The following is a 26,038-nucleotide window of genomic DNA, read 5'->3' as shown; positions in this document are numbered from 1 at the left end:
CGGCCCCGCCGGCCTATCGTTCGGCTGCCCAGCGGACCCGGTGGATTGATCATTCCGAGAGGATACGTGCGGACGGGCGAGCACCGTGCGCCCATAAAAAAACTGCCGGGAACCGCAGTTCCCGGCAAGTTGAACAGGGAGGCTTCACGTCTGGGAGACGTATCCAACCAACTCACATCAACCCATGCGACGTAACGCTAGGGCATCAATTCTCTAGACATTCTGCGGAATTTGCCGAATATGGTATCACATTGGGTAACGCGAATTAACGCCGAAGCACGTGCATTTCCGTTACCCCAGAGTTACCCCTGAGGGTCTACGTCATGCCATCACCGCTCACCGCCAAGGCCGTCGAAAAGGCCAAGCCTGATCCAGAAAATCCAAAGCGAAGGGAGATTCCGGACGGCGGATCCGGTCTTTACCTGGTGGTCCAGCCGAGCGGCGCGAAGTCATGGGCCGCCCGGTATCGCAACGCCGCTGGGAAACCCGTCAAGCTGACCTTGGGCAAATACCACGAAGAGGCCTTCCCCCTCTCCCTCGCGCGGCAACGGCTCCGTGAGACACTGGACGCAGTGGACCGGGGGATAGATCCGGCCGCAGCAAAGAGAGCAGCGAAAGCCGCTGCAGACTTGGTCACGCTTCCGACTACGATGGGCGATCTCGCCGACGTGTATGTGAAACGCTACCTGAAGAAGCGGGTGAGACGCTGGGAGGCCGCACAAGGGGAGATCGACAACCATATCCGCCCTCGCCTGGGCTCCGTCTCTCTTGTCGATCTGTCTCGAGCTCATGGTCGACAGATGGTGCAGGAGATCGCCGAGACTTATCCCGTCGCCGCCAACCGTGCCCTCGCTCGCCTGAACGCGATACTGAACTGGGCTGTCGGCGAAGACCTGATCGAAGCCAACCCTATGGTCGGCATCAAGAGGGCCTCAGCCGAGGCTCCGCGCGAGCGTGTGCTAAGCGATGCTGAGTTGCGCGAAGTGTGGCAAGCGTCAGACACGCTGGGCTATCCGGCTGGCGAAATCGTCAAGATGTTGATCCTCACTGGCCAGCGCCGGGACGAGGTGCGGTCTGCGCCTTGGTCCGAGTTCAACCTGGAGGAGCGGACCTGGATCATTCCGACGGCGCGCTTCAAAGGCGGTCGGCCCCATATGGTGCCGCTGAGCGATGCCGTACTCGAACGACTGGCGTCCATGCCGTTCAAGGACCGAGCGGAGCACGTGTTCATAGGTCGAATCAAAGGGAAGCCATTCCACAACCTCGAAAAGCCGAAGGCGGCATTGGACAAAGCGATCGCCGAGGCGCGAGGCGAGGATTCCGAGGCCATGCAGCCGTGGACTCTACATGATCTGAGGCGAACTTGCCGGACGGGCATGTCGCGCCTGGGCATCGCCCGAGACGTCGCCGAGCGGGTAATCGGCCATGCCGTCGGTGGAAAGCTCGGAGCGACCTATGACGTCTACGAGTATCGGGATGAAAAGGCTCGAGCTCTGAGCGCATGGGGGGACCATGTGCTTGCCGTGGTCGAAGGGAAACAATCTGACAACGTGGTTCCCATGAGGGCAGGCAAATGAAACATGTCGATCAGGCCCGCGAGGCCGCGGCCATGTCCTACGCGCTCGCCACTATCGACAGGATGACTGTTGAAGAAGTCGAATTGTTCGGAATTTCCGCGGTTTGGCTGAACAAAGCGCACAACCGTCAGTTTGCCGTTGAGATGGTAAAGCGGATCGCGGTGAGCCGGCCTGAGGCATTGATGGACGTGGTCGACTTGGCGAGAGATGGAGTGTCGGTCGCCGATGAGGCGCTTCGCGAGCTCATGCTCGAATACTCGAACCGCGGCGAGGTCATGCCGACCTATCTTTCTGCCTATAACATGGAGTTGTTGGCCGGCAGACCCCCAGGACGGCCGGGACGAAAGAAGGCGGATTTCTTTCTACGCGACATAGCGATTTTCCTGGCGGTTCTGTTGGTCAGTGAAAGGTTCGGCCTGACACCAACCGGCAGAAATCTGAGCGCTTGTTCGATTGTCGCCAACGCATTTAACGGGAGCGATGCAGTTGGGGACTATGGCAGCATTTCTTACAAGGACATCGAAGGAATTTGGAGTAGATACAAGAAGATAGCTGCACCCGACTGGATTCCAAAACAACCAGGCGCGCCGTTTGTAAAACCAAGAACCTTCGAAGGTTAGCCAACGGTCGCGGCACGATCCTAGCGTCCTAAAATATCTCCCGCGAACATCCAGGACCACCTGACACGTCCCTCGGTATACATGGTGCTCCGGTACATCACACCGGAGTACGGCAAATGACCAATACTCGGTTTATTCGGTTCGCAGATCTGGTGGAACGAGGCATCGTTTCCAATCGCCAGACGCTCGGCCGGTGGATACGTCACCACGGCTTCCCGAGGGGCGTACGGCTTGGTCCAAACACCACAGCCTGGGTCGAGTCGGACGTTGATGACTGGCTGGAAGGACGTACGGCGTCCCACAGCGACACAGCCGCAGCGTGAACCATGCCTCCCCCGAAAGCACGAAACCCCGCCGTCCGAGTGGATCGCGGGGCCTCGAAGTTCGTCCAGCTGGCCAGCCAGGACAGTTCAGAACGTAGCCCAAACCCCGCAGACGCACAAGGCGCGCGCCGCTCTCGTTCAACGGGGCGCCGATGACCGACTTTGACAAAGATCTTGCATCTCGACCGACCGACCCGAGAGAGCAGGCGGGCGCCCGCGCCCGGTTCCGCCGCCTGCTTATCGGTGAAACGTCGATCGGTGGGCTTGCCGTCCGCGCCGGCATCGCCATTGAGACCGCCTACCTAAACAGCAGCACGGGGTTGGCCTGGCCATCGCTCGCAACGCTCGCCGAGGATATCGGCTGCAAACGAAGGGCCGCGATCTCCGCGATCGACGAACTGGTCAGATCCGGTCTCATCTTGAAGCGAGCCGGCGGCGGCAACGCTGCGAACACCTACACCCTGCCATGGCGACGGCTGGTGCATGACGGCGCACCGGTGCACGAGGATGCACCGGTGTCGAATGATGCACCGGTGTCCGACGATGCACCGGAGGGGTGCACAACGGTGCACGGGGGTGGTGTCGAACCGTGCACCGGGGTGGTGTCGAACGGTGCACCCGAACTCTTAGAAAGAACCGGTAGAACTGAACCGGTAGATGAACCGGTAGAGTGCGCGCGCCCGATCGCGCCGCTTTCAGCGAACGACGACGGCGGCAAGTCGGCCAGGTCACCGAAGGCCACCCGGATCGATCCATCCTGGCAGCCCAGCGAGGACGACCGGGCCTTCGCCAGACAGCAGGGATTGAGCGACAGGGAGACCGACCGCGAGGCGGACCAATTCCGAGACTACTGGATCGCCAAGGCAGGCAAGGATGCCGCCAAGCTCGATTGGCCCGCGACCTGGCGGAGCTGGGTTAGGATCGCCATCGACCGTCACCAACGAGTCAACGTTGGTTCGAAAGATCAGCGGCCTAGCGGAGTGGCGGCCACCAAGGAGGTGTTCGACCAGATCCGATTGGGATTTGAGGATGGTGGCCGATGAGTCGTCTACCTGCCGTTCTCCGAAAAGACCACCGGCCGAGTTCCATCACCCCGAAACTCGACTCGAGTGAATTTCGATGGCTTGCCTACACGAAGCCAGACCAACACAGCGTCCTTCCGTCGCGCGAAGAAGAGCACGAGCTCCGCGGCGAGCTCGAGGCGGCGAACGAGGCGATCGAAATCAACGCCCTGGAACGGGCGCTGGCAAAGATGGTCGGCGCTTACCCCCAGCGCCCGCAAGGAGACCAGCGCCCATACATCCTCGCATTGGCTGAAAACATTGCCGAGTATCCGGAGGATGTTGTTCGCGACGCCTGCCGACAGATCGTCCGCACAAGCAAGTGGCTCCCCACCGTCGCCGAACTGGTCGAGATCTGTGAGGAACTCGCCGACCGGCGCCGAAAGGCTCTTCGGCACCTGAATGCATGCAGCGAGGTGCGCCGCCAGCACGCCGACCGACAGGCGAAGGCTGAGGTCCGCCGCGAAGTCCAAGACGCGGAAAATCGGCGCCGCCGTGCTGCCAATGCAGCGGTCCTCGCCGGCCTACGGGAGCTAGTTCCGAATTTCATCCCGTTGGACGATCGCTGCCTGGGCCTCCCCGTACGTTGGTGGGCCAAGCTGAGCATCGCTGCGCAAGCCAGTGAGGATGTCATCGCGCTACGAGCCGCAATGGACGACCAAAAGCTAAGCCCGGCGAGCGATTGGCACACCGAAGTTGCTGCCGCCGCGCACGAAGACGATGCCGCCACGGTTCTTCGAGATGCGTTGGCTGAGTTCGCGGAGTGGCATAAGGCCCATGAGGGGACAATCGCTCCGGAGCCAGGGCGTGCCAAGGATGAGGCCGCCAAATGACCGGGCAACGACCAAGCGCCGACTGTGAGCGCCGACGAAAGAACGCCGAGCGCCAGCGCCGCAAGCGACAACTCGACCGGGAAGGCATCATCGTGCTGCGCGTTGCTGTGCCCGAGGTCGAGGCGAGCGACATCCTGGTCCGGCTGGGATACCTCGCGCCGACCGCCGCGGATGACCGCGCCGCGATCGAGCGCGCCGCGGCCGAGCTGCTGACCAACGTGCACCTCCCTGAAAGCGTCACGCGTGACAATGCCGCATCCGGGAACATGCGAGATTCGCGATATCAAATTCGGAGACCGTCGCGATGAGCCTGAAACCCGGCATCGTTCCAAACCGAACCACGCCACCAGCCGACCATTTCGTCGCCACCTGTCGCGCCGCCGCCGCCGCACGGCTTGACGGTCGCGGAGCGGATCCGGAAGACCGATTGACGTCGGATGACCTGGTCGGGCGCTTCCTGCTGAACCGCGAGCACGTCAAGACGGACGGGCGAGCGGCTGTCGACCCGGGCAGCTCCAGCGCGGCCGGCTGGGCTGCCGAAGTAGCCCGCCAGGCCTGGGCCGACTACCTGGTCAGCCTCGCGCCTTACAACGCCTCCGCCCGGCTGATCGCGCAAGCCGTGGCTGCTCGTGCCAGTGGAGAATACTCCATCCACCACCCGGTGCGCACCAGCGGCCCAGAAGCCCCCGCATGGGTGGCTGAAAACAATGCGATCCCAGTGGCGGCCCCGACCTTCGAGGATGTGGAAGTTGGCCCGGCCCGCAAGTTGGCCCACATGGTCGTCTGGTCGTATGAACTGCAGCGACGCAGCGATGCAGCCGCAATCTTCGACACAATGCTCCGCGAAGATGTATCGGCGGGGCTCGACGCGGCTTTCCTGTCGACGACGGCCGCCAGTTCCTCCGCCCATGCCGGACTCCTGAACGGTCTGACCCCTGTCACGGGCTTTGCCGGCGGCGACCTGACTGCAATCGAAACCGACCTCGTCGCCCTGATAGACGCCACGGCTGCCGGAGGGTCTGGCGAGCTGATGTTTATCGCCAACGCCAAGCAGATCGGACGGCTGCGGATCAAAGCACCTCGACTGGCTGCGGGTCTCGACCTGGTCGTCAGCGCTTCCGTCCCGGACGGGCGGGTGATCGCGGCCGACGGTCGATCGCTGGTGGTGTCGATCGACCCGGCGCCGCTGATCGATGCGAGCACCCACGCGGCGCTGCACATGAGCAACACGCCGACGGCGATCGTATCAAGTTCTGGCCCGACCACGGCAGCTCCGGTCCGGTCACTGTGGCAGACGGCGAGTGTCGCCGCCCGGGTAATCCATGAGATCGCGTTCGCCAAGCGGCGAACCAATGCGGTCGCATTCGTTGAGGGCGCGACATGGTGACCGAACCAGGTCCCAGCCTCGACGCCCTAAAGGACGTCCTGGCTCGGGCAAATGCCAATCCGACTGGCCCGGCCTCGCTCGTCGACGTCGAGGACGCCTTGAACGATGTCGCCGCGGTATTCGGCCAGGCCCTGAAGGAGGTTCGCTCTGCCAATGCCGAGTTGGCAGCCAGAGTGGAGACGCTCGAGGCAGTGCTGGAAGAGGCACGGCGCAACAAGCCTCGGATCCCCGTCCGAGCTGCGATCGGCAAACGACCTGCGCCGGAGGACGGACCGGAAGCCATGGCCACGGAGGCGCTGCAATGACGATTTCCGTCCCCCTGACCGAGGCCGAAGTTTCCGTGTACGCCGCGATGGTGTCGGCACACTGGACCCGAACCGCCCGCAACCCGACCGACGCCGAATGTCAGATCATGGCCGAGGCCGCACGCGAGTTCGTTCAGTTGGGGGCGAAGTTCCAGTGACCGACGATCTTCAAAAAACATCCAGGAAAAGTGTCAGCGAACAGCCGGTTGGCCGGTGGCGCGAGATCGACGCCAAGCGCGGCACTGCCGCTCAGCGAGGCTACAACCCGCGATGGCAACGGATGCGCCGGCGTTTCCTCTCCCGCCCTGAAAATGTGCTGTGCCGGATGTGCCAGGCCGAGGGACTTACCACCGAAGCGACGGTGGCCGACCACATCGTGCCGCACCGAGGTGACCCGTCCCTCATGTGGGACGAGACCAATCTGCAGCCGCTCTGCGCGTCGCACCATGGGCGTGAGAAGCAGCAGATGGAATCCAGCGGTCGGCTGAAGGGCGCGGACCTATCCGGCCGGCCGATCGACCCGGGACACCCCTGGAACCAAGGGAGCGACCAGTGAGTGATGCGACAGCCCAGGTGCGGGCGATCATCGAAGGCGCGATCTCCGACTTGATCCGCCTTGGCATGGAACGGGAAAACGCCGCCAGCCTCCTGGCGATCCAGGGACTGATCCGCATGCCGTCCGACGAGGCGCGGAAGGATCTGCTCTACCTGGTTGACCCGGAGCACCACGCCAGCCCCGAAGAACTCGCCGCTTGCGGCGAAGAGGCCGACGATGAAGACGGCGATGAGGTTACCGGTTGATGCCAACCCGCCCGCCAGTCCACCGCGCCCCTCGATCGGCCTCCCGCCAGCAGCAGCGCCGCAGAACCGACGCGCGCCGGTATGAGCGCAATCAGGAGCAGCGCCGGTGGTACCTCCGTGCAGCGTGGCGCAACCGAGTCCGGCCGGACCATCTCGCATCGGAGCCGCTTTGCCGGGTTTGCAGCGTGGTTTTCGGCCGGATCGAGCTGGCTACTGACGTACACCATACGGAGCCGCCGACCGATTGGGCCAAGTTCCTGGCTGGGCCTTTCGCGTCCCTCTGCGCCGCCCATCACCGCGAGATCACGGCAGCGATCACCCACGGCCGGCGGCCCTTCCACCTCATGCGGAACGCTGACGGACAGCCCGTCGCGCCGCTCCACGACGCCCTGTGGCGCGAACTGGGAGCGCCGACACCATGAGGAGGGGGGCGGGCTCGAAAACCCCTTACGGGGACCGGTCGCATGCCGCGTCGGTGGTCAAATTTCTGCGCGTGCGAATTAAAATTTGCGTGCAGTTGAAATTTGCAGATCAGGTCATGGAGGCCTTGTGATCAATGGCAACGGCGACTGAGCAGCTTCTGATCCAACTCGACGCCACGACGGAACGGCTGCGCCGCGAGCTGAAGCGGGCGGACGACACAGTCGGCGACTTCTCCCGCCGGACCGACCGCCACATGCGCAGCGTCGACAGCGCCATGGATCGCGTGAACAAGGCAGGAAGCCTGCTAACCCGCGGCCTTGCTGGAGTCGGTGTGGCCCTCAGCGTCCGCGAGATTGGGCGGTACGCTGATGCCTGGCGGCAGGTGCAGAACTCCCTGACAGTGGCTACCGGCTCGACACAGCAAGCGGCCCGGGTGACGGACCAGCTTCTTTCAATCGCCCAGCGCACCCGGACCGACCTGTCCGCGAATGCTCAATTGTACGCCCGGCTCTCGGTCGCCGCGAAGGAGTTGGGCGCCGATCAGGAGCAGCTACTCCAGTTCACCGAGGGCGTGGGCAAGGCGCTGGCGGTGTCCGGCGGTTCGGCCGCGACCGCGTCGGGCGCTCTGTTGCAGCTGTCGCAGGCGATCGGGGGCGGGATCGTCCGGGCCGAGGAGTTCAACTCGATCCTCGAAGGTGCGCCCCGCATTGCCCAGGCTGTGGCCGACGGGCTGGATCGCGCCGGCGGCAGCGTTTCGCGGCTCCGGACGCTGGTGAATGACGGCAGCGTCTCATCCGAGGCGTTCTTCAGCGCCTTCCTGACCCAACTCCCGGCCATCGATGCGCAGTTTCAGCAGACCGAGAGCACGATCGGACAAGCTTTCACGGTCCTCGAAAACGGCTTTGTCAGCTTCATCGGCCGAGCCGACGAGGTGTCCGGCGCGTCGTCGGTGATGGCGGACGCCGTCATCGGTTTGGGCAAAGCCTTCGATTGGATGGGCACGCGGCTGCAAGAGAATTTCGGCCCGGCTTCCGCGCAGTCCATGGAGATCCTGGAAAATCGCGCAGCAAGCCTACGGCAGCAAGTTGCGGTGCTGGAAAAGACGAACCCCGACAATTGGTTCGGCACGCTCTCCAAAGCGCGGGCGGATCTGGCAGAGGTCGAGGCCGCGATCACACGCATCCAGACGGGCGGCATCGCTCCGACCGCAGGCGATGGCGGGGTGGCGAACAAGATCCTGCCGCCAGCCGCCGCGAAGCACGTCACCGACAACCTGACCGATATCCGCCAACAGCTCTTTGCGGCGAGCGGAGCCATGGAGGCCTTCGGCATGGGTGGCCGGGATGCCCTGGCTGCTTTCGAGACGCATACCGATCTGCTGGGCCGGGCGGAGAGCATGGCCAGCGCGTTCAACAAGACGAACAAGGAAGCCATCGAAAGTGGGCAGGTGATGGCCCGCACCGGCGAGACTTACCTGCCGGTGCTCGAAGAACTAACCGCGCTGGAGCAACGCCGGGCGAACGCTCTCAAAATCGATGACATCGTCGCGGACCTGGGAGCGCAGGAGCGATTTGCCCGCACTCGCCTGGAGCTCGGCGAAGCAGAGGCGAGAATCCAGCAGGTCATCAATGGATACCGCGCCGATGGCCTGGAGATCAGCGACGACTTGGAAGCGAAGATCCGGGGCAGTGTCGCGGAAACCGAACGCCTGAACACGGTCTGGGAAAAGAACCGGGAGCGGATTCGGGAGGCCGATAAGGCCGCTGCCGACCTAGCGGCCAACCGCAGCATGTTCCCCGACGACTTCACCGAGTTCGACCAACTAATCATGGAGGCGCTGTCGTGTCCGTCCTGAATATCCTCTACACCGCCGACCGCATCGAGCTTCTGAGCGATACGCTCCAATATGCGAAGGGCGAGCCGGTAGGGCTTACCGTCCAAAAGGTGCACACCGCCGACCGGTTCGCCTGGTGTACCCGCGGGCGGTGCTGGATCGGCGACACGTTTGACCCGGTCGCAGCCCGCTGCGTTGATCTTGATGAAGCGGAGATCGCCGCCGCGTCCTGGATCGACAGCATTGCCGAGGACGATCTGATAGGCCATAGCGGCATCGAGGTCACCGTCGCCGGCTTTAGCGGTCGATCCGGCGGACTTGCCGTAATGCAGTTCTCTCGAGAACACGCGAAGCCGGTAGAGGCCAAGGTCTTCGAACCGGGTGTCTACCTGCTGCCTTCGCGGGAGGGGATCCCGGCCCTTCCGGCGACCGTGACTATGCAGCAGTTCTATCGGCTCGCACTCGCGCAGCACGCGGCCGAAAAGATCGGCACCGGGCGAGGTATGGACGGCATGTGCATCGGCGGGGTGATGCACCTGACCACCGTCACGTCGGCCGGGGCGGATCAGCGCATCGTCGGGCTCTATCCGGACTATGACCAGCACGCCAAGGCCTTCGGCGATCCGAACGCCGAGGAAGTCGCGGCGTTCCTGGCACAGCAGGCCGCGGCATGATCAACCGCGCAACCTTGGGCGCCGTCGCCCGTGGCGTGGCCAAGCGCTTCGCACCGGAGCGCGCGGCACTGCTGGCCGATCTGACCGAGGCCCGATCGTCCGGCGCCTTCGACCCCGCCGCCTTTGCCGAGCGCATGGAAGACGTCGCCGACCGGCATGCCGACGCGGTCGTCCAAGCCGTCCGTCCGCTCCTGGCCCGGGTGCGGTTGACGCCGGCCGGCCGGGATGTGGTCGACACCGCCCTGGCCCAGATCCGCACCGAAACCCGCAATCGCCTGCTGCCGGACGGCATGAGCGCCGCTGAGGTGCGCGCCACCATGGCCGACGCTGAGGCGAAGGACGGGGAGATCGTCGACCTGTTCGCCGCTGCCCTGGAGGACGACACATGACCGCTGAGACCATGGAAGACCTGCGCAACGCCCGCCGAGGAGAAATCATCGAGCGCCTGCTGGCCACGCAGGAGGAACTGGCCCGCCACCTGGGCCCGGAGACACCGCGGCAGACCTGGCGGACCATGGCCAGCCGGATCGCCGGCGAACTGTCGGCCCTGTATCTGCACATGGCCGGCGAGGAACTGGCGTTCGATCCGCCGAACCTGCGCAGCGTGATCACGGCTCGGCGCAAGCTGAAGGACGCCGGGATCGCGGAACCGACCTTCATGGCGCAGATGGTCCGCTCTGCGGAGGCTGCCGCCGGCGCCGCCGTCGACCGAGGAGAGGCCTGGCCCAAGGAGCGCGACCGCTGGCGGTTCGCCCTGCTGGTGGGCATGCACGTCGACTACGCCGCCGCTCTTTCCCAGCTTTGGGAGGATCCGGCCGCCCATGCCAGCACCGTCGAACTTGGTCACCGCGTCCAAGAGATCGCCGCCGCCCTGGCCCGCGAGCTCGACGCCAGCCATAGCCCTGCCAACGACATCACCGAAAAGGATCCGACCCATGAGCCAGCCTAACGCCGTACAGACCGCCGAAGCCGCTTCCGAGAAGCCGTCCGCCCCCGCGGCCAGCGAGAGTTTCGCACTGACCCTAGCCGGCGAGGCCGTGGCTCTGAAGCCAACCGCGGACGGATTGATCCGTATGTCCCGGGCGTTTGGTGGGCTGCTGCCGGCCATCGATCGGGTCAAGGCGGTCGACCTGGACGCCCTCGGCATAGTCGTCCACATCGGCCTCGGACGGCCGGACGGGAACACCCTGCAGAAGACCATCACGGCGGTCGCGAAGTCGGACTTGGCCGAAGTCACCGGCGCCTGCCTCGGCTACGTCACGCGGTGTCTGAACGGGCCAGCCAAAACGCACGAGACTGCAACCTGACCTGTGCCGCGCCGGCCGTCGTCGCGTAACTATCGGAGATGACCGGAAGGGAGCGAAACGCCCAGAATCCCGCCGCGGAGGGCCCGCCGGAGCAGGTGCCGTAATGTGTTACACAACTGCCGAAAAGTGTTACCGGATTTCTGTGTAACGGGGGGACGAGGTAACGAAGGCGCGCGAGATAGCAGGACAAAGATCGGCGAGCGCACATTCCAATTTATATGGCGTATCGATCGTAATCCCCTCATAGTTGCGGCTGTGAGGGAGGCGGGAGCATGAAGCGCATTCTCGTATTTGGCGGCTTTCTGGGCGTCGTCTTGATACTTGGATACAACTTCCTGACCGTATTCGTGGTGCAGCCCATCGGCGCAGTGCCCACTGGCCGTACCGTCATCATCTCTCGAATGAATAAGACGAACTTCATTGATAGCGCCGACGCCATGTGCGCTAGAGAGCTGGGAGGCGTGACTCTCATCTGTCGAGGGATGATGAACGCCGCGATAGCTACGAAGGCGACAATTTTCCTTCGTCTTCCATTCAGCCAGACCCTCTATGACATCTCGACAGACGGCAAGCGCTACGATCGATAATCCGGAGGATCCCCGAGATGGCTTTGATCAGTTGCGAGGAATGCGGGCGCGAGGTTTCGGACAAGGCCGTCGCGTGCCCGGGATGCGGTGCCCCAATTGCCCGCCCACAGACAGCGCCCACCGTGGCGCCTGGCATTGTGAAGTACGATCGGGCGGCGGACACATTCACTGGCGGGATGGCCGGTGTTGTCAAACTCGCCATGCGCGCTGTTCAGGCCTTGGACTGGAAACTCACCGACGCGAACGAATCCCTGGGCTTGGTGACATTCGAAACCGGAATGAGCTGGGGCTCCTGGAGCGGAGTATCTTGTTCGCTCAACATTGAGGAGACTTCACCAAATATCTTCAAGGTGAGCGGGACTGGAAAACAGAATGTGCGGGGCGGTCAGATAGCCGCATTTAATATCGGCAATGAAGCTCAGAAGAAGGCGCTGAAGGCGATTGAAAAAATGAAAGAGTTGTCACGCTGAAGAAGCCTCTAAGCGGGCGTGACGCCCCAAGATCTATAGCGAATCTAGTTATCCTTCCTCAATCGCACCCCGGCACCTCCGCCATTTTCCGGGATGAACTCGACGCCGGCCGCCTCCAGGGCTCGACGGATGGCGTCAACCGTGGATGGATGCGCCGCCAAGGGACCAGGTTTTGTCTCCAACCTTTTGATAGATGGTAGCGAGACTCCTGATGCATCCGCTAGGTGACGTTGCTCCCATCGGAGCAGTCCTCGGGCGGCTCGAATCTGCTCGCTCGATATCTGAGAGGTTCGCAATTTTAATACCTCAGAAACTATATGATACCTGAGGTATTGACTTTCCTCAGTGCCGAAATGATACTCGAGGTATCGATTAACTGCAACACGGGAGGCACTCATGATTAATCGTACACCGCACACCATGACCCGCCGGCATTTGGCCGCTGCTGCCCTTGTGACGCCCTTCCTGCCGTCTGCGGCCTCTACCGCCATGGGGGAAGATCCTGACGCGGCCCTGAGCGTCCTCTGCGCCGAGTACGACCGACTGCAAAAGATCATCCGCGCGACGCCTGATCTGGATGATGACCGCTGGGATGCCTTGTTTGCCGAGCAGACTTCCGTCGTCGACCAGATCGAGGCAATCACGCCCTGCACATCGGCCGGCCTCGCGCATAAGATCCGGATCATCGCAGACAACGACGGCGGTGGAGATGAGAACGTCATGCGCCGCTTGGTGGCCGACGCTGCGGCCGTGGCAGGTGTGGGATGACTGGCCGCAGTTCGGAGATCCGTGACCTTTGCATCACGTCTCTCGATGCGCTCTCCGTAGTCGAAGACGGAGTGAAGGCCATCCAGGTAATGGCCCTGTCCCTGTCCGAGAACGCCGAGCGGGCTGCCCTGACATATGTGGCAGACAAACTGGCCGGTGACGTTGCCGAGATGTTAGTGTCCCTGAACTCGGCACACGAAGGGAAAGATCCGGAAGGCGGTGCGACATGACGGATCTCAGCCCAGCGGAAACCACCCGCCTGGCGGATTTGCGCGAGGGCCGCCTGCTGCCAGTTAAGGGCGACGGCATGGAGCCCACGTTGAGCGAGCACGGCTTCGCAGTCGTGGCGCCGTGCGAGCGCATCGCATCGGATGGGGTCTACGTCCTGCTCTACCAGGGGGACCCGATCATCCGGCGGTGCCAGCTGCTCGCCGGGAAGCGTGTCCGGCTGCTACTCGACAGCCCGCTCTATGCGGGGACCGACAACATCCTGCCGAAGGCGGACGCCGACGACATGGTAATCGGCCGCGTGGTCGGGGCCTGCAACCCGATCTAATTTTGCACGCGGCTGGTGCAAATTGAGGGGCGTCGGCTCGCTGGCGCCCTTCCTCTTTTCAGCATCGGCATTTGCCAGAGTGCGTCCAATCCCTCACCATTGAGTACAAGTCGCATAAAATTGCGCGCATGCGATAGGTCGAGGGAGCATGGTGGGCCGTGCCTATCTGAGATCATCAAGGCTCAATGACACCACCATTGAAATGGTTGTGACCGGTCATCCTACAGCCGATGACCTGATTTCCTTCATGAACAGCACCTTTCCAAACACTCCATTCCGAGATGTGCTTTGGGATCTGACCCAGGCCTCGCTTGCGATGTTGGACATCAGCGAGTTCCAAACCATTGAGGATGTCGCAAGCCAATATTCTGCCGCGCGTGGTCCTGATTTGAAAACAGCGATCCTGTTGTCCAGCGCCACGGATCTCCTCTTAGTGCGGGCCTACACTGCCATGACGCTTGATCTGCGGCCCTCTGCAATTAGGGCCTCGACCAATCGCCAGGAGCTGCTGGATTGGTTGGCGGCGTGAGGTCACTTCGAACATCGCACCCGGCGAGTGCGATGGTTGGCGCACGCCGCGGGTGCACCAACGGCACGCCGCCAGTGCGGTTCGCATGACGGCTCCCGACCATTGTCCCAGCCGAGGACAATGATCGGATCACTGCACGCGGCCGGTGCGGTGATGCAGGGGTTTGTACTCACCGCGTACAAACTGGGGCGGAGCATTGCGCTCGCCGCGTGAATTGGTCAGTCGTGGGATTTTGGCGCGCAGCACGCCAAATTCCGGCCGCCGACGTTGCCCCGCTCCGTGCCAACATCGTACCGCTCCCCGATTACGGGTACCGGGCGGCCCGTGAAAGTTCCCTCTTTGTTCTCGTTTCTCGCAAGGGTATTGCTGACACAGCGACACCTGTCCCGGGCGAGCCGATGACCGACGAAGAGATCCTAGCGAAGTACGGTGGGGAAGACTGGAAGACGGCCGTGACCTATGACGAACAGGTCGCGTGCAAGCGCTTGGTTAAGGCGGGGCGGCTCGAGGAGCTGAAACAGCGTCGGAAAGGATTCGCGTCGCTGTTCAGGGCACCTCAGCAGCGCAAGCCGGCGCGCTAACAGGCGAGCGCAATAACCCCAAGGATCACGCCAACCAGAAACGCCAGATATCCGAGGATGGCAGAGACCATCGCGACCGAACGCCAGGCACCTCCGGACCTCCCTTTCGGCTTTTCTATAAGGGACATCTGGGACATGTAGGATGCTCCAGCGATCACCCCGCCCAAGAACGCCCCTACTCCAAACGTAATGATGGCCCACGGCATGGCCCAATGGTCAATTACGTCAGGCCGATTCGAGACGAAGTTCAGCGCGCCCAGCGCTGCAGCGCCATTGAGGAGCGGAACCACCTTCATGGTCGCGCCCGCGTAAGCGGCAAGCATATTCACATGCTCAGGATCTGGTTTCCCTGGTTGCGTCATGCCGCCCGCCCTGCGTTGTTGAACGCATGGTGCGCCTATCGCCGCCGGTTGAAAAGCCAGGATCCGTGTTACCCTTGGCGTTACCCCAGAAGCCGTGCGCCCATAAAAAAACTGCCGGGAACCGCAGTTCCCGGCAAGTTGAACAGGGAGGCTTCACGTCTGGGAGACGTGGGATCCCGAAGGACCCCGCTCCGAGCGGGGGGCTCGGAGGCGATGCTGCAACGCAACATCGCGATGACCATGAAATAGGCATTCGCCGCCTCGGCGACCACATCAAAATGGTCACTTCCGCTATGCGGTTTTTGCATGGCTTGGCTTGCGAATTTTTCAGAATTGCGACTTGGCGACTTCCTGGATGAGGAAATCGCGCAGCACCATGATGCGCTTGGAGTGCCGCAGTTCCTCAGGATACACGAAATACGTCGGCACCTGCGGCCCTTCGAGGTCAGGGATCACGCGGATAAGCCCCACATCCTCGCGGGCCATGTAATCGGGCAATGCTGCAATGCCGAGACCGGTTTGCACCGCACGGTACATTGCAAAATAATTGTTCAATCGGACCACATTCACATGCCGTCCGCGATGGCCGACGGCGGTGTCCAGCAGCCAGTTGACGTTCGGGAACGGCGGGTGGGAGGTCTCGCCGTAGATCACCAGCCGGTGGGCGGCCAGATCGGCCGGCGTCTTGGGCAGCCCGTGCTTCGTCAGGTAATCCGGCGAGGCGTAGAGGTGGAACTTGATGGTCTTCAGGTGGCGCTGGATCAGGTCGGGCTGGCGCGGCGGGGTCAGGCGGATCGCCACGTCGGCCTGGCGCATGGACAGGTCGAGTTCGCTGTCGTTCAGGATCACCGTCAGGCCGATCTCCGGATACAGCTCCAGAAACCCGGCCAGGCGCGGTGCGAGCCAGTTGGAGCCGAGCGCCACCGTGGTGGTCAGGCGCAGCGGTCCCTTGGGACTGTCCTTGCCCTCCGACAGCAGGGCCTCGGTGGTGGCCAGCTTGGCGAAGACATCGCGGGCGGTCTGGTACAGCACCTCACCCTGCTCGGTCAGGATCAGACCTCGGGCGTGGCGGTGGAACAGCGGCAGCTTGAGGCTCTCCTCCAGCGCGCTGATCTGGCGGCTGACCGCCGACTGGCTGAGATTCAGGGTTTCGCCAGCGTGGGTGAAACTCCCCGCTTCGGCGACGGCATGAAAAACCCTGAGCTTGTCCCAGTCCATCGCCCGACCGCAGTTCGACCTGATCCTTGTTCCTGTCTACACGATCCGGCGCGAAGAAGGAACGCGAAGGGGCCTACTCGGCGGCCGCCGCATGGGCCGCATCTTCAAGTGCCGCCACGTATTTCTCGGATTCCAGGGCCGCCATGCAGCCCATGCCGGCCGCGGTGACCGCCTGGCGGTAGACCTTGTCGACGCAGTCGCCGGCGGCGAAAACCCCGGGAATCGACGTCCGGGTCGAGCCGGGCTCGGTGATCAGATAGCCCTCCTCGTCCAGCGGCAGCTCGCCCTGGAACGGCTTGGTCGCCGGATCGTGGCCGATGGCGACGAACAGGCCATGGGCGGCGATGTCCGTGGTCACGCCAGTCTTCACGTTCTTGATGCGGATCGCTTCCACCCCGTCCATCGGACCGGAGCCGCCGAGCACCTCGTCCACCACGCTGTCCCAGACCACCGTGACCTTCGGATGGCGGAACAGGCGGTCCTGCATGATCTTTTCGGCCCGCAGGCTGTCTCGGCGGTGCACCAGGGTGACCGAGCCGCAGATATTGGCGAGGTACAGCGCCTCCTCCACGGCGGTGTTGCCGCCGCCGACCACCACCACGTCCTTGTCGCGGTAGAAGAAGCCGTCGCATGTGGCGCAGGCGGACACGCCGCGGCCGTTGAAATGCTGCTCGCTCGGCAGGCCGAGCCAGCGCGCCTGGGCGCCGGTGGCGATGATCACGCTGTCGGCGAGGTAGGTGTCGCCCTGGTCGGTCAGGCAGCGCAGCGGGCGGGTGGAGAAATCGACCGAGGTGACGATGTCGTAGACGATCTCGGTGCCGACATGCTCGGCCTGCTTCTGCATCTGCTCCATCAGCCAGGGGCCCTGGATCACATCGGCGAAGCCCGGATAGTTCTCCACCTCCGAGGTGATGGTCATCTGGCCGCCCGGCTGCAGCCCGGCGAGCAGCACCGGCGACAGGTTCGCGCGCGCGGTATAGATGCCAGCGGTCAGACCCGCGGCACCCGCGCCAACGATCAGAACCTTCACCCGGTGCTCGGCCATAAGAACCTCCATGTCTCGATCCAGCCAAGATAGGCGGGCGGGGCCCCGGCCTCAACCGGCGGGACGGTCAATTCTGTGGAGCCGAGCCGTGACCGACGGTTCGGGCCGGAAACGCCAAGGGACAGGGCCCGGCCGGCATTGCTGATCGGCGCGCGACTCCGGCAGACCGGCTCAGAACCCGAACATGTGGTCGAGGGAGAAGGACACCCCGTCGCGGATCAGGCCGTGGTAGCCGAACAGGCGGCAGGTGGTGTCGCGGATCAGCACGTAGCCGCCGTCGCCCGCCGCCTTCAGGTCCGCCGCGGAGAACATCTCGCTCGCCCGCCACAGGCGCGAGCCGCCGCAGGGGATCGCCAGCGTGGTGCGGGCGATCTCCGCCCCGTCGGCGCCGGTCAGCACCAGCACGGTGTCGGAGGCCGGATGCCAGGGGTTGGATGCGGCGTAGATCAGGTGGCACATCGAGTCCACCCCACCGCCAGTGTTGCCCTGGGGCATGCCGTTGCCGAGGCGCAGGAACAGCCGGGTCGACAGGCCCGGCGGCGGGCCGCCGTAGCTCTGTGGCTCGCCCTTGTAGGTCATCACGGTGTTGAAGACATGGGCGCCGAAGCTGGTGTCGGCGGCGTGCCCGCTCTCGGTGTCCTCGTAGCGGAACAGGCCGTGCAGCCAGCCGTCGGCCGCGTCCTCCCCGCCTTGCGAGAAATCGTAGATGAACTCCAGGTGGCCGTAGCCGGACGGAAGGCGCGTGCCGTTCATCAGCTCGGCCGCCTCGATCGCCACGCTGTCGGAGCGCTTCAGCACGCCGAGCGGGCGGCGGGCGACCTCGGTGCCGTCGGCGTCGATCAGCAGGGCGGCGATCGGCTGCTTCTGCTGGCCGCGGGTCATCGGCGTCGGCAGGGCATAGGTGCGGTAGCGGTCCACCGGCAGGACCGGTGCCGGCAGGATGTACGCCTTGCCCAGATGCTTCATGGCGGCGGGGATGTTCGGGTCCCCCTGCAGGTCCGTGCGCTCCACGTTCACATGGGCGATCCGGTTGCGCCGGTTGCCGGAGACGATCTCGTAGCGCGGCCGCACCACATGCTTGCCGGCCCACAGCTCGAACTGGGCCGGCCAGACGGCGTCCGGGAACAGCTCGGCCGGATCGACGGAGATGGTGCCGAAGCCGGGCACCGGCCGGTCGATCGGGCGGATGTCGTCGCTGCCCATCAGGTTCAGGGCCATGGACCCGGCGGGGGCCGCGTTCGGGTGGGCGTTCTGCAGCCACAGCACGATCCGCTCGCCCGGATTGGCCGCCGGCAGCCCTGCGTAGTAGTCGGCCGGCCAGGCATTGGCGTCATGGGTGCAGGACAGCTCCTCCGGCGCATCGCCATAGGTGTCGACCGCGTATTTCACCACGTCGTGGCCGCGGGCGCCGAGCGCGTGGATGAACAGGGTGCCGGCGAACTCGCCCAGGCCGAAGCGGGCGCGGATCTCCGCACTGTCCAGGATGATGCCGGCCGGACCGTCGGGCAGGTCCTGCTCCCAGGTGGCCAGCACCCGGCCCTCGGCGTCGAACAGGCGCAGCCACAGCCGCATGCCCTTTGCCCCGTAGCCGCTCCAGTAGTTCGCGGTGACCAGCCGGGTGTGCTTTCCGCCGCCGTCGCGCAGGAAGCCGTGGTTGGTGGCGAAGTTCAGCGGGTCGAGATATTTGCGCGGGTTCGACAGCATGGCGTCGGGCAGCCGGGCGTCGTCCAGGGTGACGACCCGCATGCCCTGCGGCAACATGTGGCGGATGTGATCGACCAGCCGGGCGGTGTCGAAGGCCGGGATCAGCAGGACCGGCGCGGTACAGGCGCCGATCTCGGCGATCGGCTTCGGCGTATGGCCCAGAATCTTGCCGTCGAGCCGCTCGATCGCTTGCACATAGACCGTGTCGATCGTCAGGCCGGCGATGTCGTGCAGTTCGGCGAAGGTTTCCAGGTGGCCGAGCGGATCGTAGAGGGCGACCGCCCCGCCTTGGATGTCCGCGAGCAGGGCCGCGATCTTCTCCGCGGTGAGCGGATGGCCGACCGCCTTGAAGAAGCTGAAACCGCCGACCTGGTTGGAGAAGGTATCGATCTTGAGCGCCATGGCTCCACGCCGTCGCTGTTTGCAGGGTGCCCCGTGTGCCTGAGGACATAGCCGAACCACCCAGGCGGAGCAATGCGCCGCACGCTATCGGTGCGATCGCCCCGGCCGATCGTCCAGCCGTTCCTGCAGGCGCTCCGCCAGGATAGCACCGACCCGGGCGGTTTCGCGCAGCGGGGCATAGGACCAGCTTTCCAGCCGCCCCTCGAAGGGTCTCGTGTATCCCTCGGCGCGCAGCCGGGCGTGGAACGCGGCGAGACGGCCTGTCTCCTGCTCGAGGGTGGCGATATGCACGGGCTTGCCGGTGGCGCAGGCCTCCGAGGCCATGTTGACCGAGTCGGAGGTCACCACCAGGGCGTCGCAGAGATGCAGGAAGGCCAGGTACGGGTTCTCGCCCTCCCCCGTCCAGACCACCCCCGGCACGTCGGCCAGCCCTTTCGCCAGGGCCTTGCGCGTGGCGTCGTCCGTGCGCCGGGAACAGGCGACCAGCAGGGAGCCGCCGCTGCTCGCCGACAGGCGCCTCAGCTCCTCGACGAACCGGGCGACGGCATCGGCGGAGAATTCGTAGCGCTTGTTGGAGCCGCCGATATTCACCGCGATCAGCGGGCGCGGCAGGTCGGCGGTCTCGGCCAGCCAGGGCTTCGCCGCCTCGGCCAGCTTCTCCGGCGCCTGGGGATTGAGCGCGCCCAGCGTGGTGACCACGTTCGGCCCGCGCGCCGGGTCATGCTCCGGCACGATCAGCATGTCGAAGTGCCTGGGATCGATCCGCGGGTCCTGGATATGGGCCAGGAATGGCTTCCCGCCGGCCAGGCGCCGCACCGCCAGGGCCGCGCCCGCCGTGCGCCGACCGCAGGAGATCACCACGTCGGGCCAGGGCTCAGCGATCGGGTCGCCGCCGGCGGTCGCCGGTATGCCGGGCAGGGTTCCGGCCACCGGCAGCGCGCGCAGCAGCCAGCTCGGATGGATCCGCTTGATCACCGGCGTCAGGCCGGCCGCGTCGGCGAGGCCCAGGCACTGTATGCGCATACCGACGGTGCCGTCCGTCAGGATCCAGCACAAGGTCTGCGTGTCCGAGGGAATGCTCATGCCGTCAGATATCGAAAGAAAAGTTCACGATTACGCAATGATCTTGCTGGCGGGGTTGGAATCGGATATAGGCTCGCCATCGTTTCTACGCTGACCGTCAGACATTTCAATCGTTCCCCGGAGCCCACATGCGACGTGTGAAACTGGATCGCATCGACCGCCGTATTCTGCGCGACCTTCAGGACAATGGTCGGATGACCAATGTCGAACTGGCCAACCGGGCCGGCATCTCGGCGCCGCCCTGTCTGCGACGGGTGCGGGCGCTGGAGGAAGCGGGTTTCATCCGGGGATACCATGCCGAGGTGGCGCCTGAACACCTCGGTTTCACGGTGACGATCTACGCCCATGTGGGCCTGACCAGCCAGGCCGAGGCGGATCTCGCCCGGTTCGAGCAGATGGTCGGCCAGTGGCCCGAGGTGCGCGAGTGCCACATGCTGATGGGCGAGGCGGATTTCCTGCTGAAGATCGTCGCCAAGGACTGGGACGCCTTCCAGCGCTTCCTGACCTCCAAGCTGACCCCGGCCCCGCTGGTCTCCAACGTGAAGACCGCCCTCGTCATCCGCACCCGCAAGCGCCTGCCCGGCGTGCCGATCGACGAGACGCCGGAGGACGACGAGGACGAGGGCGAGGAAGGGTAAGCCGGCCGCCGCTGCCCTCTCCCGTCGCCCCGGACTTGATCCGGGACCAAACCGCCGGCGCCGGTGCACCGCAGATCCCGATTTGCATCGGGATGACGGGTTGGGGTGGATGATATTCGGAAGTTCGCCCCTTCCCCATTGACCTCGCCCGGAGCAGCCCGCAGGGCGTGCCGAAGCGCCAGCACCCCCGCGCCTGCGCCTCACCCCGTCATCCTGAACTTGATTCAGGATCTGCGGTGCACCGGCGCCGGATGCTTGGTCCCGGATCAAGTCCGGGACGACGGGTATTTGATCGCTCAAACGCAAGATGCCCCGGGCAGGGCCCGGGGCATCGCGTCTGGCCTGGACGGCCGAAACTTACTGAATCGCGCCCGTCACTGGATCGCAATCGACAGGATCTCGAAGCTCTTCGAGCCCTTCGGCGTCGTCACCTCGACCGAATCCCCCACCCGCTTGCCGATCAGGGCGCGGGCGATCGGGGAGGACGTCGAGATGAACCCGCGCGAGATGTCGGCCTCGTACGGGCCGACGATCGTGTAGGCGGTCTCCTCGTCGGTCTCCTCGTCCGCCACCTCGACGGTGACGCCGAAGGTCACGGTCTCGCCCTTGAGCTTCTTGGGGTCGATCACCTCGCAGCGGCTGATCACATCCTCCAGCTCGGCGACCCGGCCCTCTATGAAGCTCTGACGCTCGCGCGCGGCATGGTACTCGGCGTTCTCGGAGAGATCGCCATGTTCCCGCGCCTCGGCAATCGCCTTGATCACCGCCGGACGCTCCACGGACTTCAAGTTCTTCAGTTCATCCGTCAGACGGGCATGCCCCTCTGCGGTCATCGGCACCTTTTCCATGGGCTCGTCGCCTGCTCAAACCTATCCTATCACCCGTTCCGGACGCCACGCGGGGCTCAGTCTGGACGGAAACCACAACCGGTCGCCAGACCCGCCCCCCGTGGGCCGTCAGAACGATCCGGTGAGGTAGGTCTGAAGCGGGGTCACTTCAAGGTGTCCATCGCGCATTGCTGCGATTGCCCGGACAGCGGCACGTGCCCCCTCCACAGTCGTATAATAGGGAATGTTGTGCGTTAGGGCGGTGTGACGCAAGCTGAAACTGTCCCGAATGGCCTGCGCACCCTCGGTGGTATTTATCACCAAGTCCACATGCCCCGAGAGCATGTTGTCGACGATATGCGGCCGTCCCTCGAGCACTTTCTTGACCCGGTGACTGTCGATTCCGGCGTCTTTCAGTGTGTCCGCCGTGCCCGTGGTCGCCATGATACTGAAGCCGAGATCGTTCAGCGCCTTGGAGATCTGGACGATCGCCGCCTTGTCCGCGTCCTTGACCGAGACGAACACCGTGCCGCCCGACGGCAGGGTCGTGCCGCTGGCGAGCTGCGACTTGGCGAAGGCGCGGGCGAAGCCCTTGTCGATGCCCATGACCTCGCCGGTGGACTTCATCTCCGGGCCGAGGATGATGTCGGTGCCGGGGAAGCGGGCGAAGGGGAACACCGCCTCCTTCACCGCCACGTGCTCGGGGTCCTTGGTCGGCAGGGTGAAGGCGCTCAGCTTCTCGCCGGCCATCACCCGGCTGGCGATCTTGGCGATCGGCACGCCGGTCGCCTTGGCGACGAAGGGCACGGTCCGCGAGGCGCGCGGGTTGACCTCCAGAATGAACACCTCGCCCTCGCGCACGGCGAACTGGATGTTCATCAGGCCGACCACGTTCAGCCCCTTGGCCAGCATCACCGCCTGGCGCTTGACCTCGTCGATCACCGCCTTGTCGAGCGAGACCGGCGGCAGCGAGCAGGCGCTGTCGCCCGAATGGATGCCCGCCTCCTCGATATGCTCCATCACGCCGGCGATGAAGACGTCAGTGCCGTCGGCGACCGCGTCCACGTCGATCTCGGTGGCGTTGCGCAGGAAGCTGTCGATCAGCACCGGGTTCTTGCCCGAGACCACCACGGCGTTGCGCATGTAGCGGCGCAGGCCTTCCGGCTCGTGCACGATCTCCATGGCCCGGCCGCCCAGCACGTAGGACGGGCGGATCACCACCGGGTAGCCGATCTGGTCGGCGATCTTCTCCGCCTGCTCGGTCGAGGTGGCGGTGCCGTTGGCCGGTTGCTTCAGCTCCAGGCGCTGCAGCAGCTTCTGGAACCGGTCGCGGTCCTCGGCCAGGTCGATCGCGTCCGGCGAGGTGCCGAGGATCGGGATCTGCGCCTTCTCGAGCGCCGCGGCAAGCTTCAGCGGGGTCTGGCCGCCGAACTGCACGATGCAGCCCATGACCTGGCCGTTGGCCTGCTCGCCATTGACCAGCTCGATCACGTCCTCGGCGGTCAGCGGCTCGAAATACAGCCGGTCGGAGGTGTCGTAGTCGGTGGAGACGGTCTCCGGGTTGCAGTTGACCATGATGGTCTCGAACCCGGCCTCCGACAGGGCGTAGGCCGCGTGGACGCAGCAATAGTCGAACTCGATGCCCTGACCGATCCGGTTCGGACCGCCGCCCAGGATGATGATCTTCTTCGCGTCGGTCGGCTCCGCCTCGTTCTCGGGCGCGCCGCCGCCGATGCCGATCTCGTATGTGGAGTACATGTACGGCGTGGAGGACGGGATCTCGGCCGCGCAGGTGTCGATCCGCTTGAACACCGGGCGCACGCCGAGGCCGCGGCGCCGGGCGGCGACCACCTCCTCCTCATGGCCTGAGATCTGACCGAGGCGGGCGTCGGAGAAGCCCATGGACTTGATCTTCTGCCAGCCGGCGGCGTCGGACGGCAGGCCGTTGGCCTCCAGCGCCTTCTCGGCGGCGATGATCTCGGCCATGCGCGACAGGAACCACGGGTCGATGTGGCAGGCGCGGTGCACCTCCTCCACCGACAGGCCGACGCGCAGCGCCTGGGCCACCTTCAGCAGCCGGTCCGAGGTCGGCTCCGACAGCTCGGCGATGATCGCCTGGCGGTCGACGTCGCCGTCGGCAATGCCCTTCAGCTCCACCGGGTCGAGGCCGGACAGGCCGGTCTCCAGCCCGCGCAGGGCCTTCTGCAGGCTCTCGTGGAAGGTCCGGCCGATGGCCATGACCTCGCCCACCGACTTCATCGAGGTGGTCAGGCGGGCGTCCGCCCCCGGGAACTTCTCGAAGGTGAAGCGCGGGATCTTGGTGACCACGTAGTCGATGGTCGGCTCGAAGCTCGCCGGGGTGTTGCCGGTGATGTCGTTGTCCAGCTCGTCCAGGGTGTAGCCGACGGCGAGCTTGGCGGCGATCTTGGCGATCGGGAAGCCGGTGGCCTTCGACGCCAGGGCCGAGGAGCGCGACACGCGCGGGTTCATCTCGATGACGATCTGCCGGCCGGTCGCCGGGTCGATGGCGAACTGCACGTTGGAGCCGCCGGTCTCCACCCCGATCTCGCGCAGCACCGCGATGGAGGCGTTGCGCATGCGCTGATATTCCTTGTCGGTCAGCGTCAGCGCCGGGGCGACGGTGATGCTGTCGCCCGTATGCACGCCCATCGGGTCGACGTTCTCGATGGAGCAGATGATGATGCAGTTGTCCGCCTTGTCGCGGACCACCTCCATCTCGAACTCCTTCCAGCCCAGCACGCTTTCCTCGATCAGCACCTCATTGGAGGGCGAGAGGCGGATGCCGTTGCGGACGATCTGCTCGAATTCCTCGCGGTTATAGGCGATGCCGCCGCCCTGGCCGCCGAGCGTGTAGGACGGGCGGATGATCGCCGGCAGTCCCACATGGTCGAGGGCCTCAGCCGCATCGGCGAAATCGTTGATCAGGCGCGAGCGCGGGGTGTCCAGGCCGATGGCGGTCATCGCCTCGCGGAACTGCTGGCGGTCCTCCGCCTTCTCGATGGCGGCCAGGTCGGCGCCGATCAGCTCGACCCCGAACTTCTCCAGGGTGCCGTTGCGCGACAGGGAGCGGGCGGTGTTCAGCGCGGTCTGGCCGCCCATGGTCGGCAGCAGGGCGTCGGGACGCTCGCGCTCGATGACCTTGGCGACCATCTCCGGCGTGATCGGCTCGATATAGGTGGCATCGGCCGTGCCTGGATCGGTCATGATCGTGGCCGGGTTCGAGTTCACCAGGATGACCCGGTAGCCCTCGTCCTTCAGCGCCTTGCACGCCTGGGTGCCGGAGTAATCGAACTCGCAGGCCTGACCGATGACGATCGGCCCGGCGCCGATGATGAGGATGGAGGAGATGTCAGAGCGTTTGGGCATTTGCCACCAAGATTACAAGTACGTTCAGCACATTATCGGCCAACCGACCTAACGCCGTATCAGCCGCCTTTCGAACAACTTCCTTAATAGTTTCAATCAATATTTTTTCCACTAAATATAAATCAATCTTCGGCCCAGCCAGCAATTTTCGGCCCAATTCAATTCTAGCGATTTCGATTTCTACATCTTCTGGATGCTGAAATCTGTACTCATTATCTTTTTTTAGATCTTCGACAAGAGCATCAACCATGTTGATGGTCGCATCGTCAGCAGGTCCTTCTGCCATTTTTACAATAGCAGAATCAATCTGACTTTCTGAATCCGCACCTTGATCAGGATCGTCCTTATCGAAAAATGTAATTTTATCTGAACCCGCGACTAAATGAGTTATTTTAGGCTTCGATTTAAATATACTTTGAGCCTCATTCACCCCCTGAGAATTTAGAGTCAACTTTTCGAAATCTAAATACGGGTTGTCTTTATATTCATCAGTATTGCTCGACCCAAAAAAATTATGGGTCGTTTTTACTCTTTTCTCTCTAAATTTACTTTCGATATAGCCCGTCTCCCAAAGCCATTTGATCGCAATTTTTGCAATAGCTAAAGGCATACGCCTGTGGCTTTCCTCCATAAGCACTGACAGAGAAAACACTTCCCGATCTGCCAACACTCCCTGGGCGAACATATGGGCTAATATCCAATCTCTGGCATCTTCAACCAAGAATATCGGAGCCAT

Annotated in this window: 32 protein-coding genes; 24 read left to right on the top strand and 8 right to left on the bottom strand. The window is 64.0% G+C overall.

The annotated features are described in order from the left end of the window. The first annotated feature begins 323 nt into the window (after nt 1-323). The 23 genes from ACOQOP_RS23010 to ACOQOP_RS22900 all read left to right on the top strand — a co-directional run bounded on the left by ACOQOP_RS23010 (nt 324) and on the right by ACOQOP_RS22900 (nt 14,636). Nucleotides 324-1,577, top strand: coding sequence for a tyrosine-type recombinase/integrase (locus tag ACOQOP_RS23010; RefSeq protein WP_420564160.1), 1,254 nt, complete (start codon nt 324-326; stop codon nt 1,575-1,577). Continuing rightward, nucleotides 1,574-2,197, top strand: coding sequence for a hypothetical protein (locus tag ACOQOP_RS23005; RefSeq protein WP_420564159.1), 624 nt, complete (start codon nt 1,574-1,576; stop codon nt 2,195-2,197). Before ACOQOP_RS23010 ends, ACOQOP_RS23005 begins: the two co-directional genes overlap by 4 nt. A 116-nt stretch (nt 2,198-2,313) precedes the next feature. Further along, nucleotides 2,314-2,520, top strand: a complete 207-nt coding sequence (locus ACOQOP_RS23000; RefSeq protein ID WP_420564158.1) for a helix-turn-helix transcriptional regulator — start codon at nt 2,314-2,316, stop codon at nt 2,518-2,520. Between the two features lie 152 nt (nt 2,521-2,672). Then, nucleotides 2,673-3,563 (top strand): helix-turn-helix domain-containing protein, encoded by an 891-nt coding sequence (locus ACOQOP_RS22995; protein ID WP_420564157.1) that lies wholly within the window; start codon nt 2,673-2,675, stop codon nt 3,561-3,563. Continuing rightward, nucleotides 3,560-4,414 (top strand): hypothetical protein, encoded by an 855-nt coding sequence (locus ACOQOP_RS22990; protein ID WP_420564156.1) that lies wholly within the window; start codon nt 3,560-3,562, stop codon nt 4,412-4,414. The genes ACOQOP_RS22995 and ACOQOP_RS22990 overlap by 4 nt, the downstream gene beginning before the upstream one ends. After that, entirely contained in the window at nt 4,411-4,722 is a 312-nt protein-coding gene (locus tag ACOQOP_RS22985) for a hypothetical protein (RefSeq protein WP_420564155.1), read from the top strand. Before ACOQOP_RS22990 ends, ACOQOP_RS22985 begins: the two co-directional genes overlap by 4 nt. Next, nucleotides 4,719-5,801 (top strand): phage major capsid protein, encoded by a 1,083-nt coding sequence (locus tag ACOQOP_RS22980; RefSeq protein WP_420564154.1) that lies wholly within the window; start codon nt 4,719-4,721, stop codon nt 5,799-5,801. Before ACOQOP_RS22985 ends, ACOQOP_RS22980 begins: the two co-directional genes overlap by 4 nt. Further along, the gene (locus ACOQOP_RS22975; protein ID WP_420564153.1) at nt 5,795-6,106 is read left to right on the top strand and encodes a hypothetical protein; all 312 of its coding nucleotides are present in this window, start codon (nt 5,795-5,797) and stop codon (nt 6,104-6,106) included. The genes ACOQOP_RS22980 and ACOQOP_RS22975 overlap by 7 nt, the downstream gene beginning before the upstream one ends. Continuing rightward, the gene (locus ACOQOP_RS22970; RefSeq protein ID WP_420564152.1) at nt 6,103-6,264 is read left to right on the top strand and encodes a hypothetical protein; all 162 of its coding nucleotides are present in this window, start codon (nt 6,103-6,105) and stop codon (nt 6,262-6,264) included. Before ACOQOP_RS22975 ends, ACOQOP_RS22970 begins: the two co-directional genes overlap by 4 nt. After that, complete coding sequence (locus tag ACOQOP_RS22965) at nt 6,261-6,662, top strand: HNH endonuclease (protein ID WP_420564151.1); 402 nt, start codon at nt 6,261-6,263, stop codon at nt 6,660-6,662. Before ACOQOP_RS22970 ends, ACOQOP_RS22965 begins: the two co-directional genes overlap by 4 nt. Then, nucleotides 6,659-6,907 (top strand): hypothetical protein, encoded by a 249-nt coding sequence (locus ACOQOP_RS22960; RefSeq protein ID WP_420564150.1) that lies wholly within the window; start codon nt 6,659-6,661, stop codon nt 6,905-6,907. The genes ACOQOP_RS22965 and ACOQOP_RS22960 overlap by 4 nt, the downstream gene beginning before the upstream one ends. 556 nt (nt 6,908-7,463) lie before the next feature. After that, complete coding sequence (locus ACOQOP_RS22955; RefSeq protein ID WP_420564149.1) at nt 7,464-9,185, top strand: tape measure protein; 1,722 nt, start codon at nt 7,464-7,466, stop codon at nt 9,183-9,185. Further along, nucleotides 9,173-9,838 (top strand): hypothetical protein, encoded by a 666-nt coding sequence (locus ACOQOP_RS22950; RefSeq protein ID WP_420564148.1) that lies wholly within the window; start codon nt 9,173-9,175, stop codon nt 9,836-9,838. Before ACOQOP_RS22955 ends, ACOQOP_RS22950 begins: the two co-directional genes overlap by 13 nt. After that, nucleotides 9,835-10,227 carry a hypothetical protein gene (locus ACOQOP_RS22945; RefSeq protein WP_420564147.1) on the top strand — a complete coding sequence of 131 codons (393 nt, stop codon included), beginning with the start codon at nt 9,835-9,837 and terminating at the stop codon, nt 10,225-10,227. Before ACOQOP_RS22950 ends, ACOQOP_RS22945 begins: the two co-directional genes overlap by 4 nt. Then, the gene (locus ACOQOP_RS22940; RefSeq protein WP_420564146.1) at nt 10,224-10,787 is read left to right on the top strand and encodes a hypothetical protein; all 564 of its coding nucleotides are present in this window, start codon (nt 10,224-10,226) and stop codon (nt 10,785-10,787) included. Before ACOQOP_RS22945 ends, ACOQOP_RS22940 begins: the two co-directional genes overlap by 4 nt. Next, nucleotides 10,774-11,145, top strand: a complete 372-nt coding sequence (locus tag ACOQOP_RS22935; protein ID WP_420564145.1) for a hypothetical protein — start codon at nt 10,774-10,776, stop codon at nt 11,143-11,145. Before ACOQOP_RS22940 ends, ACOQOP_RS22935 begins: the two co-directional genes overlap by 14 nt. Nucleotides 11,146-11,417: 272 nt before the next feature. Then, nucleotides 11,418-11,732 carry a hypothetical protein gene (locus ACOQOP_RS22930; protein ID WP_420564144.1) on the top strand — a complete coding sequence of 105 codons (315 nt, stop codon included), beginning with the start codon at nt 11,418-11,420 and terminating at the stop codon, nt 11,730-11,732. A 17-nt stretch (nt 11,733-11,749) separates the two neighbouring features. Further along, the gene (locus ACOQOP_RS22925) at nt 11,750-12,202 is read left to right on the top strand and encodes a hypothetical protein (RefSeq protein ID WP_420564143.1); all 453 of its coding nucleotides are present in this window, start codon (nt 11,750-11,752) and stop codon (nt 12,200-12,202) included. A gap of 396 nt (nt 12,203-12,598) precedes the next feature. Then, the gene (locus ACOQOP_RS22920) at nt 12,599-12,970 is read left to right on the top strand and encodes a hypothetical protein (protein WP_420564142.1); all 372 of its coding nucleotides are present in this window, start codon (nt 12,599-12,601) and stop codon (nt 12,968-12,970) included. Further along, on the top strand, nt 12,967-13,200 hold the full coding sequence (locus tag ACOQOP_RS22915; protein ID WP_420564141.1) for a hypothetical protein: 234 nt from the start codon (nt 12,967-12,969) through the stop codon (nt 13,198-13,200). Before ACOQOP_RS22920 ends, ACOQOP_RS22915 begins: the two co-directional genes overlap by 4 nt. Next, entirely contained in the window at nt 13,197-13,526 is a 330-nt protein-coding gene (locus tag ACOQOP_RS22910) for a S24 family peptidase (RefSeq protein ID WP_420564140.1), read from the top strand. Before ACOQOP_RS22915 ends, ACOQOP_RS22910 begins: the two co-directional genes overlap by 4 nt. Nucleotides 13,527-13,674: 148 nt before the next feature. Further along, nucleotides 13,675-14,055 (top strand): hypothetical protein, encoded by a 381-nt coding sequence (locus ACOQOP_RS22905; protein WP_420564139.1) that lies wholly within the window; start codon nt 13,675-13,677, stop codon nt 14,053-14,055. 398 nt (nt 14,056-14,453) lie between these two features. After that, nucleotides 14,454-14,636 carry a hypothetical protein gene (locus ACOQOP_RS22900; protein ID WP_420564138.1) on the top strand — a complete coding sequence of 61 codons (183 nt, stop codon included), beginning with the start codon at nt 14,454-14,456 and terminating at the stop codon, nt 14,634-14,636. On the opposite strand, the gene ACOQOP_RS22895 is transcribed toward ACOQOP_RS22900, so the two are convergent. The 5 genes from ACOQOP_RS22895 to ACOQOP_RS22875 form a co-directional block, all read right to left on the bottom strand. After that, on the bottom strand, nt 14,633-14,998 hold the full coding sequence (locus ACOQOP_RS22895) for a hypothetical protein (RefSeq protein WP_420564137.1): 366 nt from the start codon (nt 14,996-14,998) through the stop codon (nt 14,633-14,635). The genes ACOQOP_RS22900 and ACOQOP_RS22895 overlap by 4 nt on opposite strands. Before the next feature lie 327 nt (nt 14,999-15,325). Then, nucleotides 15,326-16,216 carry a LysR family transcriptional regulator gene (locus ACOQOP_RS22890; RefSeq protein ID WP_420564136.1) on the bottom strand — a complete coding sequence of 297 codons (891 nt, stop codon included), beginning with the start codon at nt 16,214-16,216 and terminating at the stop codon, nt 15,326-15,328. 73 nt (nt 16,217-16,289) lie between these two features. Then, nucleotides 16,290-17,273 (bottom strand): thioredoxin-disulfide reductase, encoded by a 984-nt coding sequence (trxB, locus tag ACOQOP_RS22885; RefSeq protein WP_420564135.1) that lies wholly within the window; start codon nt 17,271-17,273, stop codon nt 16,290-16,292. A 159-nt stretch (nt 17,274-17,432) separates the two neighbouring features. Continuing rightward, complete coding sequence (locus ACOQOP_RS22880) at nt 17,433-19,367, bottom strand: hypothetical protein (RefSeq protein WP_420564134.1); 1,935 nt, start codon at nt 19,365-19,367, stop codon at nt 17,433-17,435. Nucleotides 19,368-19,451: 84 nt separating this feature from the next. Then, nucleotides 19,452-20,450 (bottom strand): mitochondrial fission ELM1 family protein, encoded by a 999-nt coding sequence (locus ACOQOP_RS22875; RefSeq protein WP_420564133.1) that lies wholly within the window; start codon nt 20,448-20,450, stop codon nt 19,452-19,454. Between the two features lie 128 nt (nt 20,451-20,578). Here ACOQOP_RS22875 and ACOQOP_RS22870 point away from each other — a divergent pair, with 128 nt between their 5' ends. Next, nucleotides 20,579-21,088 (top strand): Lrp/AsnC family transcriptional regulator, encoded by a 510-nt coding sequence (locus ACOQOP_RS22870; protein ID WP_420564132.1) that lies wholly within the window; start codon nt 20,579-20,581, stop codon nt 21,086-21,088. A gap of 374 nt (nt 21,089-21,462) precedes the next feature. Here ACOQOP_RS22870 and greA read toward each other — a convergent pair whose 3' ends face one another. The 3 genes from greA to ACOQOP_RS22855 form a co-directional block, all read right to left on the bottom strand. Next, nucleotides 21,463-21,936 (bottom strand): transcription elongation factor GreA, encoded by a 474-nt coding sequence (gene greA, locus ACOQOP_RS22865; RefSeq protein ID WP_420564131.1) that lies wholly within the window; start codon nt 21,934-21,936, stop codon nt 21,463-21,465. A gap of 108 nt (nt 21,937-22,044) precedes the next feature. Further along, nucleotides 22,045-25,302, bottom strand: a complete 3,258-nt coding sequence (gene carB / locus ACOQOP_RS22860; RefSeq protein WP_420564130.1) for a carbamoyl-phosphate synthase large subunit — start codon at nt 25,300-25,302, stop codon at nt 22,045-22,047. Then, complete coding sequence (locus tag ACOQOP_RS22855) at nt 25,286-26,038, bottom strand: hypothetical protein (protein WP_420564129.1); 753 nt, start codon at nt 26,036-26,038, stop codon at nt 25,286-25,288. Before ACOQOP_RS22855 ends, carB begins: the two co-directional genes overlap by 17 nt.

The sequence above is a fragment of the Thalassobaculum sp. genome (assembly GCF_965223715.1).
Taxonomy (GTDB): Bacteria; Pseudomonadota; Alphaproteobacteria; order Thalassobaculales; family Thalassobaculaceae; genus Thalassobaculum.
This window is presented reverse-complemented; position numbering and strand designations above follow the sequence as displayed.